Raw genomic sequence first — 15696 nt, 5'->3', positions numbered from 1 at the left:
GGGTAAGCCGCCCTTTTTTATTATGGCAAACGGGGTATGATTGCTTCCGTTCCATTACGACCATCTGAAAGAGACAATGCTGGAATCCTTATGACCGAGCTGAAGAATGACCGCTTCCTGCGCGCGCTGATGCGCCAGCCTGTTGATCGTACCCCGGTATGGATGATGCGCCAGGCCGGCCGTTACCTGCCCGAGTATCGTGCCACCCGGGAGAAAGCAGGTGACTTCCTCAGCTTGTGCAAGAATACGCCCCTGGCTTGTGAGGTAACCCTTCAGCCTCTTGAGCGCTTTCCGCTGGATGCTGCGATTCTGTTCTCCGACATACTCACTATTCCGGATGCTCTTGGTCTCGGGCTGTACTTCGAAACCGGTGAAGGCCCCAAGTTCAAACATACCATTCGCTCCAAGGCGGATGTTGATGCACTGCCGAACATCAAGGCAGAAACAGATCTCGACTACGTAATGAATGCTGTCTCCACCATCCGGGGCGCACTCAATGGTCGTGTTCCGCTGATCGGTTTCTCTGGCAGTCCCTGGACACTTGCAACCTACATGGTTGAAGGCGGCTCATCCAAAGACTTCCGTGAAGCAAAGAAGCTTATGTATGGTCAGCCCGAGGTCATGCATCGTTTGCTGGATCACCTTGCAGACGCGGTTATTGATTATCTCAACGGCCAGATCAAAGCCGGCGCTCAAGCTGTTCAGATTTTTGATACCTGGGGCGGTGTGCTGAGTAGCTGGGCTTATGAAGAGTTTTCACTGCGCTATATGAAAAAGATCGTTGATAACCTGATTCGTGAGAACGACGGTCGCCGTGTTCCGGTAATCCTCTTCACGAAAAATGGCGGTCAGTGGCTTGAGTCGATCGCAGACTCTGGTGCTGATGCTGTTGGTCTGGACTGGACCACAGATATCGGCAATGCCCGTGCGCGGGTGGGTGACCGAGTGGCTTTGCAAGGCAATATGGACCCCACCATGCTCTATGCGCCACCCGAACGGATTCGCCAGGAAGTCGGTGACATCCTGCGTCGCTACGGATCAGGCCCGGGCCACATATTCAACCTTGGTCATGGCATCACTCCGGATGTGGATCCTGAGCATGCCAAGGCGTTCATCGAGGCTGTTGTTGAGTTGAGCCCCGAGTACCACCGCTAATCCCTGCTTTCCCTCATTTCCTGGCCTATGAGCGCTGGGGGCGGGGGTTGAGTAACCGAGTCCAAAAACCGCTACGAGCACCCCTCCGGGGTCCGGCCAGCAATCACAGATTGCTGGCGCTCGGCCTTGCCCATGTACGCTTGTCTCCGGCCGTCCTTGGCCTCCGACATTTTTGGAAGGGCCCGCATGACGGCCTATATTAAGCTTAGGCATGGTCTGAACCGCGCAATAAAAATGCACCGCCTTAACCCCGCCCCTGTCTTTAATTCTTTACACGAAACACGTCTGGATCGGTATCTCCGCTCGGTCTATAGTCATATCAGGTGATATCAACAAAAAAGGAGTCGTCCCTTGCCCACCAAGGCCTCAGAAAAACGGAAGTTCCATCGCATAAGCTTTGACGCTCCTTGCGATCTGCATGCGCTTGATAGTGTGTGGACAACTGAGGTGCTGGATATTTCCCTGAAAGGTGTCCTGGTCAAGCGCCCCGAGGGGTGGGACGTGCCGTTGAGTCAACCTTGTGAGGTAATTGTGCACCTCGATAGTCAACAGGCTGGCATCGTTATGGCGGTTGAGTTGAAACATGTTGAAGCGCACAAGCTCGGCTTCAAATGCCAGTACATCGATCTGGAAAGTGCTGCGCATCTTAAGCGCTTGGTAGAGTTGAATCTCGGCGATCAGGTTCTTCTTGAGCGTGAATTTGCTCACCTGATCGATTAGCCAGCTTAAAGCTCCTCCAGAGCGGTAATCGCCTCACTAAGCTTGGTCACAGGAATCACCTTCATCCCTGCAATAGCCTTGCGTGGCGCATTGGCTTTCGGAACCAAGGCACGGGTAAAACCATGCTTCGCTGCTTCGTTAATCCTTTCCTGGCCACTGGGCACCGGCCGAATTTCCCCCGACAAGCCGACTTCTCCGAAAATCACCAGATCCTGGGGCAAAGCGCGATCACGGAATGAAGACACAATCGCTGCCAGTAGGGCCAAGTCAGCGCTCGTTTCATTAACCTTCACACCGCCCACCACATTCACAAATACGTCCTGGTCTGATACATGCAGTCCGCCATGGCGGTGCAATACCGCGAGTAGCATTGCCAATCGGTTCTGATCCAGGCCCACTGCTACCCGCCTCGGGTACCCGCCCTGGGCCATATCCACCAGCGCCTGAATTTCCACCAGCATGGGGCGAGTGCCTTCCCAGACCACCATGACAACGCTGCCAGGAGCCGCTTCTTCGCCACGGTTGAGGAAAATTGCGCTGGGGTTTTTCACTTCCTTCAGGCCTTGCTCCAGCATGGCGAATACGCCCAACTCATTGACCGCGCCAAAGCGATTCTTGATGCCCCTCAGGGTGCGGTAACGGCTATCACTGGAGCCTTCAAGTAGAATAGAGCAGTCAATCATGTGCTCCAGTACTTTGGGGCCCGCGAGGCTGCCGTCCTTGGTTACATGCCCCACCAGAAACAGAATGGTACCCGTTTGCTTGGCAAACCGAGTCAGAAACGCTGCGCTTTCGCGTACCTGGGAAACCGAACCGGGCGCAGATTCAATGTCTGCCACGTGCATTACTTGAATACTGTCCACCACCAGAATCCGTGGTTTTTCAGCCTCTGCCACCTGCATAACCCGCTCAACGCTGGTTTCTGACAGCATTTTCAGGTCTTTGGTGGGCAGGCCCAGGCGTTTGGCCCGCATGGCTACCTGCTGCAGCGACTCCTCACCGGTAACGTAAAGCGCTGGAACGCTAGCGGCCAGATGACATACAGCTTGAAGCAGCAGGGTGCTCTTGCCGGCGCCCGGGTGACCGCCCATTAGTACAGCCGAGCCTTCCACAAGTCCGCCACCAAGAACCCGGTCAAATTCCTGCATGCCGGTGCTGATACGTTCCTGCTCGGCGAGGCTTACATCGTCCAGGCTTTGAACGGCAGCGAGGCTGCCGGCAAAACCCTCGAAGCGAACACCGCGGGCGCCTTTGGCATTGCTGGCTACCCCACGGACTTCGCTGATGGTGTTCCAGGCCTGGCAGGCCGTGCACTGGCCCTGCCATTTGGAGTAGTCTGCACCGCACTCGGTGCAGACATAAGCGGTTTTGGCTTTTGCCATCAGGCCAGCTTCTTGTATTTCATGCGCTGGGGCACCATGGCGGAATCACCTTTACGCTTTTTGTGGTCTTCGTCGTATTCGGCGAAGTTACCCTCGAAGTACACCACTTCACCGTCATCCTCAAACGCAAGAATGTGCGTAGCTACGCGGTCAAGGAACCAGCGGTCGTGCGAGATAACCATGGCTGCGCCGGGGAAGTTCAGCAGGGCCTCCTCCAGAGCGCGCAGAGTCTCAACGTCCAGATCGTTGGTAGGTTCGTCCAGCAGCAATACGTTGCCGCCTTCCTTCAGCAACGCTGCCAGATGGAGGCGGTTGCGTTCGCCGCCAGAAAGGTCGCCAACGCGCTTCTGCTGATCCGAGCCTTTGAAGTTAAAGCGGCCGGCATAGGCTCTTGATGGGGTTTCGTAGTTGCCTACTTTAATAATGTCCTGGCCATCGCTGAGTAGTTCCCAGACGGTTTTCGACCCGTCCAGGTCGCGGCTCTGGTCTACGTAGGCCAACTTGACCGTTTCACCCACGGTGATGGTGCCCGAATTAGGTTGGTCGTGGCCGGCGATCATGCGGAACAACGTAGATTTGCCAGCGCCGTTACCGCCGATGATGCCGACGATAGCGCCAGGGGGTACAACAAAGGAAACATCTTCATAGAGCAGGCGGTCGCCAAAAGCTTTGCTGATACCTTCCACTTCGATGACCTTGTCACCCAGGCGCGGCCCGGGCGGGATATAGATCTCGTTGGTCTCGTTACGCTTCTGGAAATCCTGTGAGCTCATTTCCTCAAAGCGGGCAAGGCGGGCTTTGCTCTTGGATTGGCGGCCTTTGGCGTTGCTGCGAACCCACTCCAGCTCTTGCTTGATGGCTTTCTGGCGTGAGGCTTCCTGTTTGGCTTCGGTGCCCAGGCGCTGTTCTTTATTCTCCAGCCATTGGCTGTAGTTGCCTTCGAACGGAATGCCCTGGCCGCGGTCAAGTTCGAGAATCCAGCCTGCCACGTTGTCGAGGAAGTAGCGGTCGTGAGTTATAGCAACCACGGTGCCTTCGTAATCGTGCAGAAAGCGCTCCAGCCAGGCAACGGATTCGGCGTCCAGGTGGTTTGTCGGTTCGTCCAGTAACAGCATGTCCGGCCCCGACAGCAGCAGGCGACACAAGGCTACCCGGCGGCGCTCACCCCCTGACAGGTTCTTTACGGGTTGATCCCAGGCTGGGAGGCGCAGCGCATCGGCGGCAACTTCCATTTTACGCTCGATGTCGTGGCCATCGGTCGCCTGTATCAGAGCTTCCAGTTGCCCCTGTTTTTTCGCCAGTGCATCGAAATCCGCATCCGGCTCTGCGTAGGCTGCGTAAACCTGATCGAGCTCTGCAAGAGCGTTGTGAACCTCGACCACGGCTTCGTCAACAACTTCTTTAACGGTTTTGCTGTCGTCCAGTTCCGGTTCCTGGGGCAGGTAGCCTACATTGATGCCGGGCTGTGGCCGGGCTTCGCCGATGTAATCCTGATCCACGCCCGCCATAATGCGTAAAAGGGTGGATTTACCTGAACCGTTCAGGCCCAGTACGCCAATTTTGGCGCCCGGGAAGAAGCTCAGGGAAATATCTTTGAGAATTTCGCGTTTGGGCGGAACCACTTTGCCTACGCGGTTCATGCTGTATACGTACTGGGCCATAAAGGCATTCCCCTCTTTGAAGGCGAGATGTGACAGGGTTTGTAAGGTATCGAAACCCGGGAGCTATAGCAATTTCAGGAAAACGTACAATATGGGTATGACGGTATCTGCGAACCTCATAAAAGGTGATTTTTAACCCGTTAATGGGCTAGAATAGCGGCCCAAATTTTCAGGGATTCCGGGGGCTATTTCCAAGACTCTCCGGGCCAGCCAAGCACACAGGGGCAGCGCACCGATGTTTAATCGTGATATGAAGATCGCCGGTTTTGACGACGAACTCTGGAACGCCATGCAGGCGGAAAGCAAGCGTCAGGAGGCTCATATTGAGCTGATTGCATCCGAGAACTACACCAGCCCGCGGGTCATGGAAGCTCAGGGTAGTGATCTCACGAACAAATATGCTGAGGGTTATCCCGGTAAGCGTTACTACGGTGGGTGCGAGTTCGTCGACATCGCGGAGCAACTGGCCATTGATCGCGCCAAAGAGCTGTTCGGCGCAGCTTATGCCAACGTTCAGCCCCACTCCGGCTCACAGGCTAACTCCGCTGTTTTCATGGCGCTGGTGAAGCCTGGCGATACGGTTCTGGGGATGAGTCTGGCTCATGGTGGTCACTTGACCCACGGTGCAGGGGTGAACTTTTCCGGCAAGATCTATAATGCTGTTCAGTACGGCATCAACACCGATACAGGGCTGATCGATTATGATGAGTTGGAAGCTCTGGCGGTTGAGCACAAGCCGAAAATGATTATTGCGGGTTTCTCTGCCTATTCTCAAGAGCTTGATTTTGCCCGCTTCCGTTCCATCGCGGATAAAGTTGGTGCCTATCTGTTTGTAGACATGGCGCACGTGGCGGGCCTGGTTGCTGCTGGTGTATACCCCGACCCTATGCCCCATGCGCACGTGGTCACTACCACCACGCACAAAACACTGCGCGGCCCGCGTGGCGGCCTGATTCTGGCCTGTGACGACGAAGCCCTGCACAAGAAACTGAACTCTGCCGTCTTCCCTGGCGGCCAGGGTGGCCCTCTGATGCACGTCATTGCTGCCAAGGCGATCTGTTTCAAAGAGGCCATGAGTGACGAGTTCAAGGCTTATCAGCAGCAGGTGGTCAAGAACGCGTCTGCCATGGCTAACGTATTTGTTGATCGTGGTTACGACGTTGTTTCCGGTGGCACGAAGAACCATTTGTTTCTGGTGAGCCTGATCAAGCAGGATATTACCGGTAAGGATGCAGATGCCGCCTTGGGTCGCGCGCACATCACAGTGAACAAAAACGCGGTTCCTAACGATCCACGCTCTCCGTTTGTGACCTCTGGCCTGCGCCTCGGCACACCCGCAATCACCACCCGTGGGTTTGGAGAAGTAGAGAGCCGCGAGCTGGCAGGGTGGATTTGCGATATTCTTGATAACCTGGACGACGAAGCTGTGAGTAACCGTGTTCGCGAGCAGGTTGAAGCCCTGTGCGCGCGCTTCCCGGTTTACGGCTAAGCATTTTGCAAGATCTGCCGGGCACGGGGTGCACTCACCTCGCTGCCCGGCTCCCTCTCCGGAGTTCCTGACATGCATTGTCCTTTCTGTGGTGAAGCAGATACCAAGGTTATTGACTCACGCCTGGTGGCGGAGGGCGATCAGGTGCGCCGCCGTAGAGAATGTCTTTCCTGCCGGGAGCGCTTTACTACGTTTGAGTCGGCCGAGCTGGTGATGCCCAGAGTGGTTAAGCAGGACGGTATCCGTCAGCCCTTTGATGAAGAGAAGCTGCGGTCAGGGATCATGAAGGCACTGGAGAAACGCCCAGTCAGTATTGAGCAAATCGACGCAGCACTTAATCGCATCAAGTATCGCCTGCGGGCGACAGGCGAGCGTGAGGTCAAGTCTATGCAGTTGGGTGAAGAGGTGATGACCGAGCTACGTCAGCTCGACAAAGTTGCCTATGTCCGGTTTGCTTCTGTATATCGCAGTTTTCAGGATATCAACGAATTCAAGGAAGAGATTGAGCGGCTTTCTGCCAGCAATGGCGAGACGCCGGTTGATGTTGCGAAAGTATTGGCAGATAACCACGCCCCTGAAGGAAAAAAATGACCGCATTCCGGGACCGGTCCATGATGGCTCGGGCTATACAGCTTGCATGGCGGGGCCGCTATTCGACTCATCCCAACCCGCGAGTGGGTTGTGTGGTGGCCCGTGGTGATAAGATCCTGGGCGAAAGCTGGCATGAACGGGCCGGAGAGGCCCATGCTGAAATCCGCGCGCTCAGCCAGGCCGGTCCGTCTGCACGTGGTGCCACAGCCTATGTCACGCTCGAACCCTGCAGCCATTTTGGCCGAACACCGCCATGCGCGCGGGCGTTGATTGATGCAGGCGTGTCCCGCGTATTCGCGGCCACTAAAGACCCCAATCCGTCGGTCTCCGGAAGGGGCCTTGATATGCTTCGTGAAGCCGGTATCCGGGTCTACGAAGGGCTCTTGGCGGAGGAGGCTGCACGACTGAATCCCGGCTTCATGAAGCGCATGAATACAGGCCGGCCCTGGGTCAGGCTCAAGATGGCGTCCAGCCTGGATGGGCGCACCGCTATGGCCTCGGGTGAGAGCCAGTGGATTACCGGTGATGAGGCCCGCCGCGACGTTCAGCGGCTCAGGGCCATCAGTGATGCGATTCTTACCGGTGTAGGAACCGTACTTGCAGATGACCCCTCATTGACAGTCCGGCGAGAAGAACTTGGGGATATAGGCGATGCAACCGAGCCTTCCCGTCAGCCGTTGCGTGTGATTGCCGACAGGGACGCCAGAACGCCTCCGTCTGCGACAATTCTGCGTGGGGGAAAGGTTCAGGTGTTTTGTGCCTCGTCCACGCTTGCAACAGCGCCCGCACAGGATCTTGCCGCCTTGGGGATCCGCCTGAAGGGCGTGGCCTGGAAAGACAATGGTATAGATGTTGCCGAGCTTTTGGATTCGCTGGGTAAACTGGGTATTAATGAACTGTTGGTGGAAGCCGGGCCAACTCTGGCAGGCACATTCATCAGTGAAAAGCTTGTGGATGAACTCTGGCTTTACCAGGCTCCGGTATTTCTGGGAAGTACTGGTCGGCCGACGGCGCATCTGCCTCTGGAAACGATGGCTGACAAGATCGAGTGGATCGTACAAGACCGGCGACAGGTAGGGGATGACCAGCGTCTGATTCTGGTTCGCCGTTAAATGTCTAAATTCACAGTGCGTCCCGGTATGGCGGCCTGAAGCTGCAGCGGGTGCATTGAAAGGGTGCAAAACAGTATGGCACTGAACAGTGTTGAAGAAATCATTGAGGACATTCGCCAGGGCAATATGGTGATCCTGATGGATGATGAAGACCGGGAGAACGAAGGTGACCTGGTGATGGCAGCCGAGCATTGTTCTGCCGAAGCCATCAACTTCATGGCTCGCTTTGGCCGCGGCCTTATCTGCATGCCTATGACCCGGGACAGGTGTGAGCAGCTGGGTCTCCCGTTAATGGTGCAGCAGAACGCCTCGGGGTTTGGAACCAAGTTTACGCTTTCCATTGAGGCAGCCACAGGTGTGACGACGGGCATTTCGGCCGCAGACCGCGCTCGTACGGTGCAGGCTGCAGTGGCCCGAAATGCAAAGGCGTCAGACCTCGTTCAGCCTGGGCACATTTTCCCGTTGATGTCGGACCCCGGCGGAGTGCTGAGCCGTGCAGGCCATACAGAAGCATCCTGCGATCTGGCTGCTTTGGCCGGTTGCGAACCTGCCGGTGTAATTTGTGAAATCATGAACGATGACGGTTCCATGGCACGGCGGGAAGACCTTGAACGTTTTGCCGCAGAGCACAATCTTAAAATTGGAACAATTGCTGACCTTATCCATTACCGCACCACGCATGAACGTACCGTGGAATGCGTCGAAGAGAATCAGATCGATACCGAATATGGTGTGTTCAAACTTCGCACTTATCGGGATGTCATTCAGGGCTCTACGCATCTGGCAATGGTGTATGGTGAGCTCCCGGTGGATGAGCCGGTGCACGTACGTGTTCACATCACAGATACACTTCGGGACCTGCTTGGAGCCCGTCGCAAGGATTCCCGAAGCTGGCCGTTACACCATGCGCTTGAAAAAGTTGCAGTTGAAGGTAGTGGGGTTGTGGTTCTGCTGAACAGTGCGGAAGATAGCTACAATCTGGAAGACCGTATTCAGGAGTTCTTTGATCAGGGGCAGGGGCCTGCCGGTAAGGGTAGCTCTGGTGTTTATTTCACCGTAGGGACAGGCTCCCAGATTCTGCGGGATCTGGGCGTGAGCAAAATGCGTTTGCTTAGTCCGCCGGTGAAATACTCGGCTATTTCCGGATTTGATCTGGAAGTGGTTGAGTACATTCCCTACACCCCAGACTGATAAACCTGGCAGCAGCACTGTGGCTGCAGCCCGAGAAGGAGCCATCGATGGCAGATATTAAAGTAATTGAAGGTGATTTTACCCAGTGCAGTGGTCGTTATGCGTTGGTGGTTGGTCGTTTTAACGGTTTTGTTGTGGAAAGCCTGGTAGATGGTGCCGTTGATACCCTGCGCCGCCACGGTATTGCTGACAGTGATATCACCATTGTGCGTGTCCCTGGTGCATATGAAATGCCGCTGGCGGTGAAGCGCGTGGCAGAAGCGGGCGACTACGATGCCATTATTGCTTTGGGCGCGGTTATCCGTGGTGGAACGCCGCATTTCGAATATGTGGCAGGAGAAGCCTCAAGCGGCCTTGGCGCGGTAAGTCTGGAAACAGACGTGCCGGTGACCTTTGGTGTGCTGACCGTTGATTCTATCGAGCAGGCTATCGAGCGCTCCGGCACCAAGGCCGGCAACAAAGGCGCAGAAGCAGCTATTACGGCGCTGGAAATGGTCAGCCTGTTCAACAAGCTGGGTGAGTAATGAGCGATACTGAAGATACGACATCCCGCCCGGCGCCGTCCGGTCAGCCAAAAGCTGGCGATCGCCGCCGCGCTCGGGTTCTGGCAATGCAGGGGCTTTATCAACGTCACTTTACCAAGAGCCCGATTTCGGATATCGAAGCTGAGTTCATGGTCGATAACGACATGGCCAAGGTCGATACCCTGTACTTCCGGGATGTTCTGCGCGGTGTCCATCGCGAGCAGGAAGAACTTGATAAGCTGATTGAGCCGTTTCTTGATCGCCCGCTGCTTGAGGTGGATCCGGTGGAGTTGGCGATTGTTCGAGTTGGTGCTTATGAGCTGCGTCACCGGCTGGATGTGCCTTACAAGGTTGTGATTAACGAAGGCATTGAGCTAGCGAAGCGATTCGGTGGTACAGAAGGGCACAAGTTCGTTAACAGTGTGCTGGACAAGCTGGGCCGGCGTTTGCGCCTCGCCGAGACACGTTCGCGTTGACCGATGGGCGAATTTGAGCTGATTCGGCAGTATTTCGTGCCGTTAGCCTGCTCGCCCGGCTCCCAATCAGTCCTTGTGGGGCCGGGCGACGACTGTGCCATCCAGAGAATTCCCGCCGGTTCTGACCTGGTTTTTTCCATAGATACCCTTGTTGAAAGTGTGCACTTTCCCCTCAACTATCGTCCGGATTTTCTTGGTTGGAGGGCGCTTGCAGCTGCTGCCAGTGATCTTGCGGCTATGGGAGCTGACCCAACCTGCTTCACGCTTGCCCTGACCTTGCCGGAAGTTGATGAGAGCTGGCTGCGTGGCTTTGCCTTCGGGCTTGGAGAGGCTGCTAAAGCTTTCGGGTTAGTGCTCGCGGGCGGTGACACAACCCGTGGGCCTTTGGCTTTGAGCTTACAGGTGCATGGCCTGGTTCCTCAAGGAACCGCCATCCGTCGATCTGGTGCCGGGCCGGGTGATCTGGTCGTGGTGTCCGGTAGCTTGGGTGATGCTGGTGCCGCCCTGCAGTACCTTGACGTCCTGAGCCCTTCCGCCGACGAAGCTTATGTGATTGAGCGTTATCATCATCCTGAGCCGAGGTTGAAACTGGGCATAGCCCTTAGAGATTTCGCGACGGCTGCCATTGATGTATCAGACGGCTTGTTGGCCGATCTGGGCCATATTCTTGAGGCCTCCTCTGTCGGTGCGAGTATTGAGCGTTCCCGTGTGCCGGTATCGCCTTCACTCAAGCGGTTGACCGGCTCCGCAGCCTGCGATTATGCGCTGCACTCCGGAGATGACTACGAGCTCTGTGTCACCATTCCTGAGGCAAGCTGGGCCAGCGCGCCATTGTCACTGAAGCAACAGCTTACTGTTATTGGTGTGATAGAGTCTATGCAGGGTTTGCGCCTGGATGGTGCTGATGTAGGGTCGGGGTCTGAGACAGTAGGTTTTGACCATTTCAGGAGAGAATCATGAGTCAGGAAGATCAGTGGCCAGAGCCGGATTTGCCCCAGGCTATTCTGCCTCCGGGTTTTCTGAAAAACCCCGTACACCTTTTGGCCTTCGGGTTTGGTAGTGGTGCCGCGTCCCGCGCTCCCGGAACCTGGGGGAGCCTGGCTGCCATTCCTCTATGGTATGGCTTTGCGTGGTTGCCACCTCTCGCCTATTGGCTTGTGGTTGTCCTGGCCTTCCTGGTGGGTATCTGGTTGTGCGGAAAAACAGCCGCTGACCTGAAAGTTCACGACCACGGTGGGATTGTATGGGACGAGTTCGTTGGGATGTGGATTGCCCTCGGGCTCTTTCCCGATCAGATTTATGGTGTGTTGCTGGCGTTTCTGATTTTCAGGTTTTTCGATGTTCTCAAACCTTGGCCCATAAACTGGCTGGATGAGCGGTTGCCCGGCGGGCTGGGTATCATGGTGGACGACGTGGTTGCAGGTGGCATGGCGCTCCTGTGCCTGGTCGCGATTGATGCCTGGCTGGCGCCTTACATTCTTTAAAAGAAGCCTGGGCTGCTTAATTATACCTGGAGCGTTGAAGAGCCTTTAGTGCACCTGCTGCTCTTCCGGCAATAGCCTGACCACGTGCAGGAAGCGCTGTAGCCCGGTTTCCGCTCGATCCCTCGAGGCAAAGGGGCCACTGTCAAAACCCTCACGGGTTGTGAAATACCACTTGTTCCCGACGCAGAAAAACCTGCTGCTACGAAAGGGGATGCTGCCCTCTTCTCCTGATCTGACCTGAGTATTCATGGCCGACTCCTGTGCAAGCGCCAAATATCTGCCTTGCGGGCAGCGTGTAATGGATAGGCGTTTGTTTAAAATTAATACAGATTCAGGGGAATTCAACATTTTTTAACAATTATGTGTTAGCTAGTTAAACCGTGACCGAGCGTTGTTTTCTTTTGCGTATCCGGTTGCCCTCAACATTGGCTGTGTTCAGAATACAGGATAACTGACCACACCCTTCGCCCGTCGGTTCCTAACCTGTGCCCTTAAGGAGAAAAAATGAGTATCAGTCGCGTTTTGCGTGTTAGTCGTTCTGAGTTGCGTTATCCCGCCCGATGGTTGCAGTTGGTTCGGGCGTTGTTCCCCGCTTTGCTTCTTTCAGCGTTGGTTGGCTGCTCCTCTGCAGTTACCAAGCTCGAGACTTGGGAGGGGGATCCGGCGACTGCAGTGAATGCGGCTACGCTGAAAGCGCCAGGTGCTATTCAGGTCAGCCGAGTCAACGGGCGGAGCATGACTAACTATCTGATGGATGACCTGGCCCTGGATTATGCGCTACTTCCAGGTGAGAACGAGGTGGTGTTCACTTATAAAACTATCTGGGCCAAGTCTGGAGTAGTGGATAACGGTGAATCCAAAGTTCATGTGATTAAAAGCAAGCCCCAGGTCGCGCGATTTGAAGCTAGCCCTAACGAGACCTATAGATTCGAATTTGACAAGCCAGAGTCCCGTCAACAAGCCGAACAGGTCATGCCGGAGTTCTCTGCGGCGATCGTGGGGAGCGATGGTCAGACACTGGTACAGTCTTCAGACTGGTCGCCTGCGGAAAGCACTTCGGTTGGCCGGACCCCTCTGTCAGGAAGCACGGCCGCAGCGGGCGGAACTCTGTCTGAGGATGGTATGACGTCGTTGGAGCGCCTGAAAGCCGTCTGGGCAACTGCTACTGACGAAGAGAAGAAAACGTTTTTGCGTTGGGCGTTTGAGTAAGCGTCTGGCCCTTTGCTAGCTGTTATCGCCTGAAGCGGCCCGTAAGCCGCTTCAGTGCGCCTTCCAATAAACCCATTGCGTTGTCTGCCAGTGTCTGGCTCCGGGTCTCGGTTAGCGGAGTATGTAATTCCTCAGGGTCAAGCTCGCTGGCCGCTTTCTCTATGGCCTCAAGGCTGTCACAGACATGCTTCCGGAGCGAACTGCCCTGGGGCACGACATCGGGGCAAACAGTAAAGTTGAGTGTCAGGCTGCCTTGATAACTCATGGCAACCACCACCAGCCCCATGCTGTCGAACAGTGGTGCCGTATTATACTGCTGAGTCAACTTCGCACCCTGCAAATAAAGGGGTACCTTAGGGCCGGGCACGTTGGTAATCGCCAAATTGAAAACAGGCCGATAGCGTTGGGCAATCTGCAGTTCTGAATATAGTCTGGCAGACAGCGCCAACATATTTGATGGTAAAAGCTCTGTGAGCCGGTCTGCAGCAATCGCGTCACGATAGGGTTCCGAAGATACGGCGTTCCAGTGAATCTTCCTTATGCGCCGTGCCGGGTCGGGTTCGTTGGTGGCGAGGTCCAGCAGCATGGCTGACATCTGGTTTCCGGTGGTTCTGCTCAGAGTGCTTGAGCGCACTGAGATGGGCGTCATGGCAATCAGAGACTGGCGTGTATCTGCGTCTTGCGTTCCAAGGTATCGCTTCAGTGTTTCTGCACAAAGTCCAAGCACCACATCGTTAAGCGTGACATCTCCCAGTGCCGCCTTGATCGCTTTGAGGCGGGACAACTCAACTTTAGCGGGTACGATCTGCCGATTCGGGGTGATTTTCCGGTTAAACGGACTGTGAGGTGCTGAAAATAGGGGGAATGGAAGAGGAATCTTCAGCAGTTGTTTCTGGATCAGCCCTCGGGCAGTTGTCTCCGCAGCTCCCGCTGCCAGAGAGGCAAATCGCCAGGGCGTGCGCAGGATATTGGCTCCGGCCTGGATTATCACCCTCTCCTCGGACGGCTTTGGGCGCGCCTTCCAGGGACGTGGCGCATTGATGGGCTGCGGTTGCGGAGTATACTCGAGAAGCTTGCCGATAATTTCTTCGCCACTGAAGGCGTCGATGGCTGCGTGATGCAGTTTGACAATAAGCGCAAACCCCTCCCGACCTTTTTTGCTGCTTTCTTCAGCATTCTTTTCGCCCAACTGAAAGCCATCCACGAAGGTTATATGCCACAGCGGGCGGTCCCGTTTTAGGGGCTCTTCGAGGATTTTCGACGCAAGAGTCATCAGGTTTGACTCACGGCTGTTTACGCCGAGGCTTACATAGGCCAGATGCCGTTCGATGCTGAATTCAGGATCATCAATCCAGTAGGGTCGCCCCAGACGCAGAGGTATCTCTTTCAGGCGTTGGCGGAAAACAGGCACGACATGAAGGCGGCTGCGCAGATGCGAAATAAAGGTACTGAAGGCCAGAGGTGCGTCCCTTTCGCTGGCGTCGAACAGGTAAATGCTGCCGATATGCATTGGCGCATTCGCGGATTCGAGATACAGGAAGGACGCGTCCAGTTCGGATAGCTGCCGCATCAATGGGCTCCGTTCATTTTCCGGGTTTTTCGTAGTATAGATGAATGTGATCTAGCCTCGGTTGACTCATTTGCCTGTAAGCACTCTGCGCCGGAGGCATTATTCCGCCCGACTCGCCTCGAGGCCTTAAGCATCGAGCCATTCTGTTAGCGCTGAATCGCTGGTGAGTCGTTGCCAGAACCACATCAATGCTTTGCCTTTGTCGTCCGCATGCCTTGCTGCCTGCAACGCGACAGCCTGCCTTGGTTCGCACACCTGCTTTTCGATAAGTTGGCCAGAGGCAAGAAGCCCTTTCACTCGAGGCTTTGGCAGCCAGCCGACACCCAGGCCTGCTTTCTGTATGGCGATTTTATGGTCGATGTTTGCGCCGGTCAGCGTGCGCTGTCGGTGAAAAATTCCTGCGTGGCCGGCGGGTAGAGAACGGGAGGTGTCAGCCGCGACCGCGGCGGGAAAGCGGCAAATATCGTCTTCACTCAGCGGTTCTGGTGCCTGTGCCAGCGGGTGGTCAGGTGCAACCGCAAAAACAAAGCTCATTCTGCCAAGCATATGGCTGGTGAAGTTTCCGGTGGGCTTACTGATGTCGTCGGCACCAACAATAAGATCAGCCCTGCGGCCTTGAAGTGCATCCCAGGCGCCTGCAAAAACCTCTTCAGTAATCTGAACGTCAACCGGGATGCCCAGGGCGCAGAACTCTTTTATAGCCGGGAACAGACATTCTGCAGGCAGTAGCGAGTTGAACCCGATACGCAGTCGGGTTTCCCAACCCTGGGCAACTTGCCTGGTTGAATGTGCGAGGTTGGCGGCAGCATCAAGCAGCGTCCGTCCCTCTTTCAACAGGTAGAGCCCAGCCGGGGTGAGTGCCGCCCGGTGACCGCTCCGGTCGAACAGCGCAACGTTAAGGTCTTCCTCAAGTTTCTGCACGGTATAGCTGATTGCCGATGGCACTCGGAACAGCTCATTGGCGGCACCGGCGAAGCTGCCATTGCGATCGATGGCGTCGAGGACTTTTAAGGCGTCTATCGTGATGGCTGTTTGCATGTTCGAATTATCTGAGGTTGTTGGCCAGAATTGCTTGCTTGAGAGGGTAGCAGGGTGGCCGCTATTCTTCTTCGACTATTAGTATATTTATTGG

Annotated in this window: 16 protein-coding genes; 11 read left to right on the top strand and 5 right to left on the bottom strand. The window is 55.5% G+C overall.

Going from position 1 to position 15696, the window contains the following annotated elements; translation table 11 throughout:
• The first annotated feature begins 90 nt into the window (after window positions 1–90).
• The gene (gene hemE, locus Q4606_RS15595; RefSeq protein ID WP_303597508.1) at window positions 91–1155 is read left to right on the top strand and encodes a uroporphyrinogen decarboxylase; all 1065 of its coding nucleotides are present in this window, start codon (window positions 91–93) and stop codon (window positions 1153–1155) included.
• 351 nt (window positions 1156–1506) lie between these two features.
• Entirely contained in the window at window positions 1507–1875 is a 369-nt protein-coding gene (locus tag Q4606_RS15590; RefSeq protein ID WP_303608095.1) for a PilZ domain-containing protein, read from the top strand.
• Between the two features lie 5 nt (window positions 1876–1880).
• On the opposite strand, the gene radA is transcribed toward Q4606_RS15590, so the two are convergent.
• Both radA and ettA read right to left on the bottom strand, forming a co-directional pair.
• Window positions 1881–3257, bottom strand: coding sequence for a DNA repair protein RadA (gene radA / locus Q4606_RS15585; RefSeq protein ID WP_303608094.1), 1377 nt, complete (start codon window positions 3255–3257; stop codon window positions 1881–1883).
• Entirely contained in the window at window positions 3257–4918 is a 1662-nt protein-coding gene (gene ettA / locus Q4606_RS15580; RefSeq protein ID WP_303608093.1) for an energy-dependent translational throttle protein EttA, read from the bottom strand. Before ettA ends, radA begins: the two co-directional genes overlap by 1 nt.
• Window positions 4919–5153: 235 nt before the next feature.
• Here ettA and glyA point away from each other — a divergent pair, with 235 nt between their 5' ends.
• From glyA to Q4606_RS15540, 8 genes are all read left to right on the top strand, one after another.
• A complete protein-coding gene (glyA, locus tag Q4606_RS15575; RefSeq protein WP_303597512.1) occupies window positions 5154–6407 on the top strand; it encodes a serine hydroxymethyltransferase in 1254 nt (417 codons plus the stop codon).
• Window positions 6408–6479: 72 nt separating this feature from the next.
• Window positions 6480–6998: a transcriptional regulator NrdR gene (nrdR, locus tag Q4606_RS15570; RefSeq protein WP_303597513.1), complete on the top strand. Its 519-nt coding sequence runs from the start codon at window positions 6480–6482 to the stop codon at window positions 6996–6998.
• A complete protein-coding gene (gene ribD / locus Q4606_RS15565; RefSeq protein ID WP_303597514.1) occupies window positions 6995–8110 on the top strand; it encodes a bifunctional diaminohydroxyphosphoribosylaminopyrimidine deaminase/5-amino-6-(5-phosphoribosylamino)uracil reductase RibD in 1116 nt (371 codons plus the stop codon). Before nrdR ends, ribD begins: the two co-directional genes overlap by 4 nt.
• Window positions 8111–8185: 75 nt before the next feature.
• Entirely contained in the window at window positions 8186–9301 is a 1116-nt protein-coding gene (ribBA, locus tag Q4606_RS15560) for a bifunctional 3,4-dihydroxy-2-butanone-4-phosphate synthase/GTP cyclohydrolase II (RefSeq protein WP_303608092.1), read from the top strand.
• Between the two features lie 47 nt (window positions 9302–9348).
• Complete coding sequence (gene ribE / locus Q4606_RS15555; protein WP_303597516.1) at window positions 9349–9825, top strand: 6,7-dimethyl-8-ribityllumazine synthase; 477 nt, start codon at window positions 9349–9351, stop codon at window positions 9823–9825.
• Window positions 9825–10301, top strand: a complete 477-nt coding sequence (nusB, locus tag Q4606_RS15550; protein WP_303597517.1) for a transcription antitermination factor NusB — start codon at window positions 9825–9827, stop codon at window positions 10299–10301. Before ribE ends, nusB begins: the two co-directional genes overlap by 1 nt.
• Before the next feature lie 3 nt (window positions 10302–10304).
• Complete coding sequence (gene thiL, locus Q4606_RS15545) at window positions 10305–11261, top strand: thiamine-phosphate kinase (protein ID WP_303608091.1); 957 nt, start codon at window positions 10305–10307, stop codon at window positions 11259–11261.
• The gene (locus Q4606_RS15540; RefSeq protein WP_303597519.1) at window positions 11258–11785 is read left to right on the top strand and encodes a phosphatidylglycerophosphatase A; all 528 of its coding nucleotides are present in this window, start codon (window positions 11258–11260) and stop codon (window positions 11783–11785) included. Before thiL ends, Q4606_RS15540 begins: the two co-directional genes overlap by 4 nt.
• Window positions 11786–11830: 45 nt before the next feature.
• Here the strand turns inward: Q4606_RS15540 and Q4606_RS15535 are convergent, their stop codons facing one another.
• Window positions 11831–12034: a DUF6316 family protein gene (locus tag Q4606_RS15535; RefSeq protein WP_303597520.1), complete on the bottom strand. Its 204-nt coding sequence runs from the start codon at window positions 12032–12034 to the stop codon at window positions 11831–11833.
• Window positions 12035–12289: 255 nt separating this feature from the next.
• On the opposite strand from Q4606_RS15535, the gene Q4606_RS15530 reads away from it, so the two are divergent.
• A complete protein-coding gene (locus tag Q4606_RS15530) occupies window positions 12290–12994 on the top strand; it encodes a DUF2057 family protein (protein WP_303608090.1) in 705 nt (234 codons plus the stop codon).
• Window positions 12995–13016: 22 nt separating this feature from the next.
• Here the strand turns inward: Q4606_RS15530 and Q4606_RS15525 are convergent, their stop codons facing one another.
• Window positions 13017–14564 carry a wax ester/triacylglycerol synthase family O-acyltransferase gene (locus tag Q4606_RS15525; protein WP_303608089.1) on the bottom strand — a complete coding sequence of 516 codons (1548 nt, stop codon included), beginning with the start codon at window positions 14562–14564 and terminating at the stop codon, window positions 13017–13019.
• A 126-nt stretch (window positions 14565–14690) separates the two neighbouring features.
• Window positions 14691–15602 carry a LysR substrate-binding domain-containing protein gene (locus tag Q4606_RS15520; protein WP_303597523.1) on the bottom strand — a complete coding sequence of 304 codons (912 nt, stop codon included), beginning with the start codon at window positions 15600–15602 and terminating at the stop codon, window positions 14691–14693.
• Between the last annotated feature and the right edge of the window lie 94 nt (window positions 15603–15696).

It is taken from the genome of Marinobacter sp. 1_MG-2023 (assembly GCF_030549045.1).
In the GTDB taxonomy this organism is placed as follows: Bacteria; Pseudomonadota; Gammaproteobacteria; order Pseudomonadales; family Oleiphilaceae; genus Marinobacter.
Note: the sequence above shows the minus strand (reverse complement) of the source record. Positions and strands in the feature narration are given on the sequence as shown.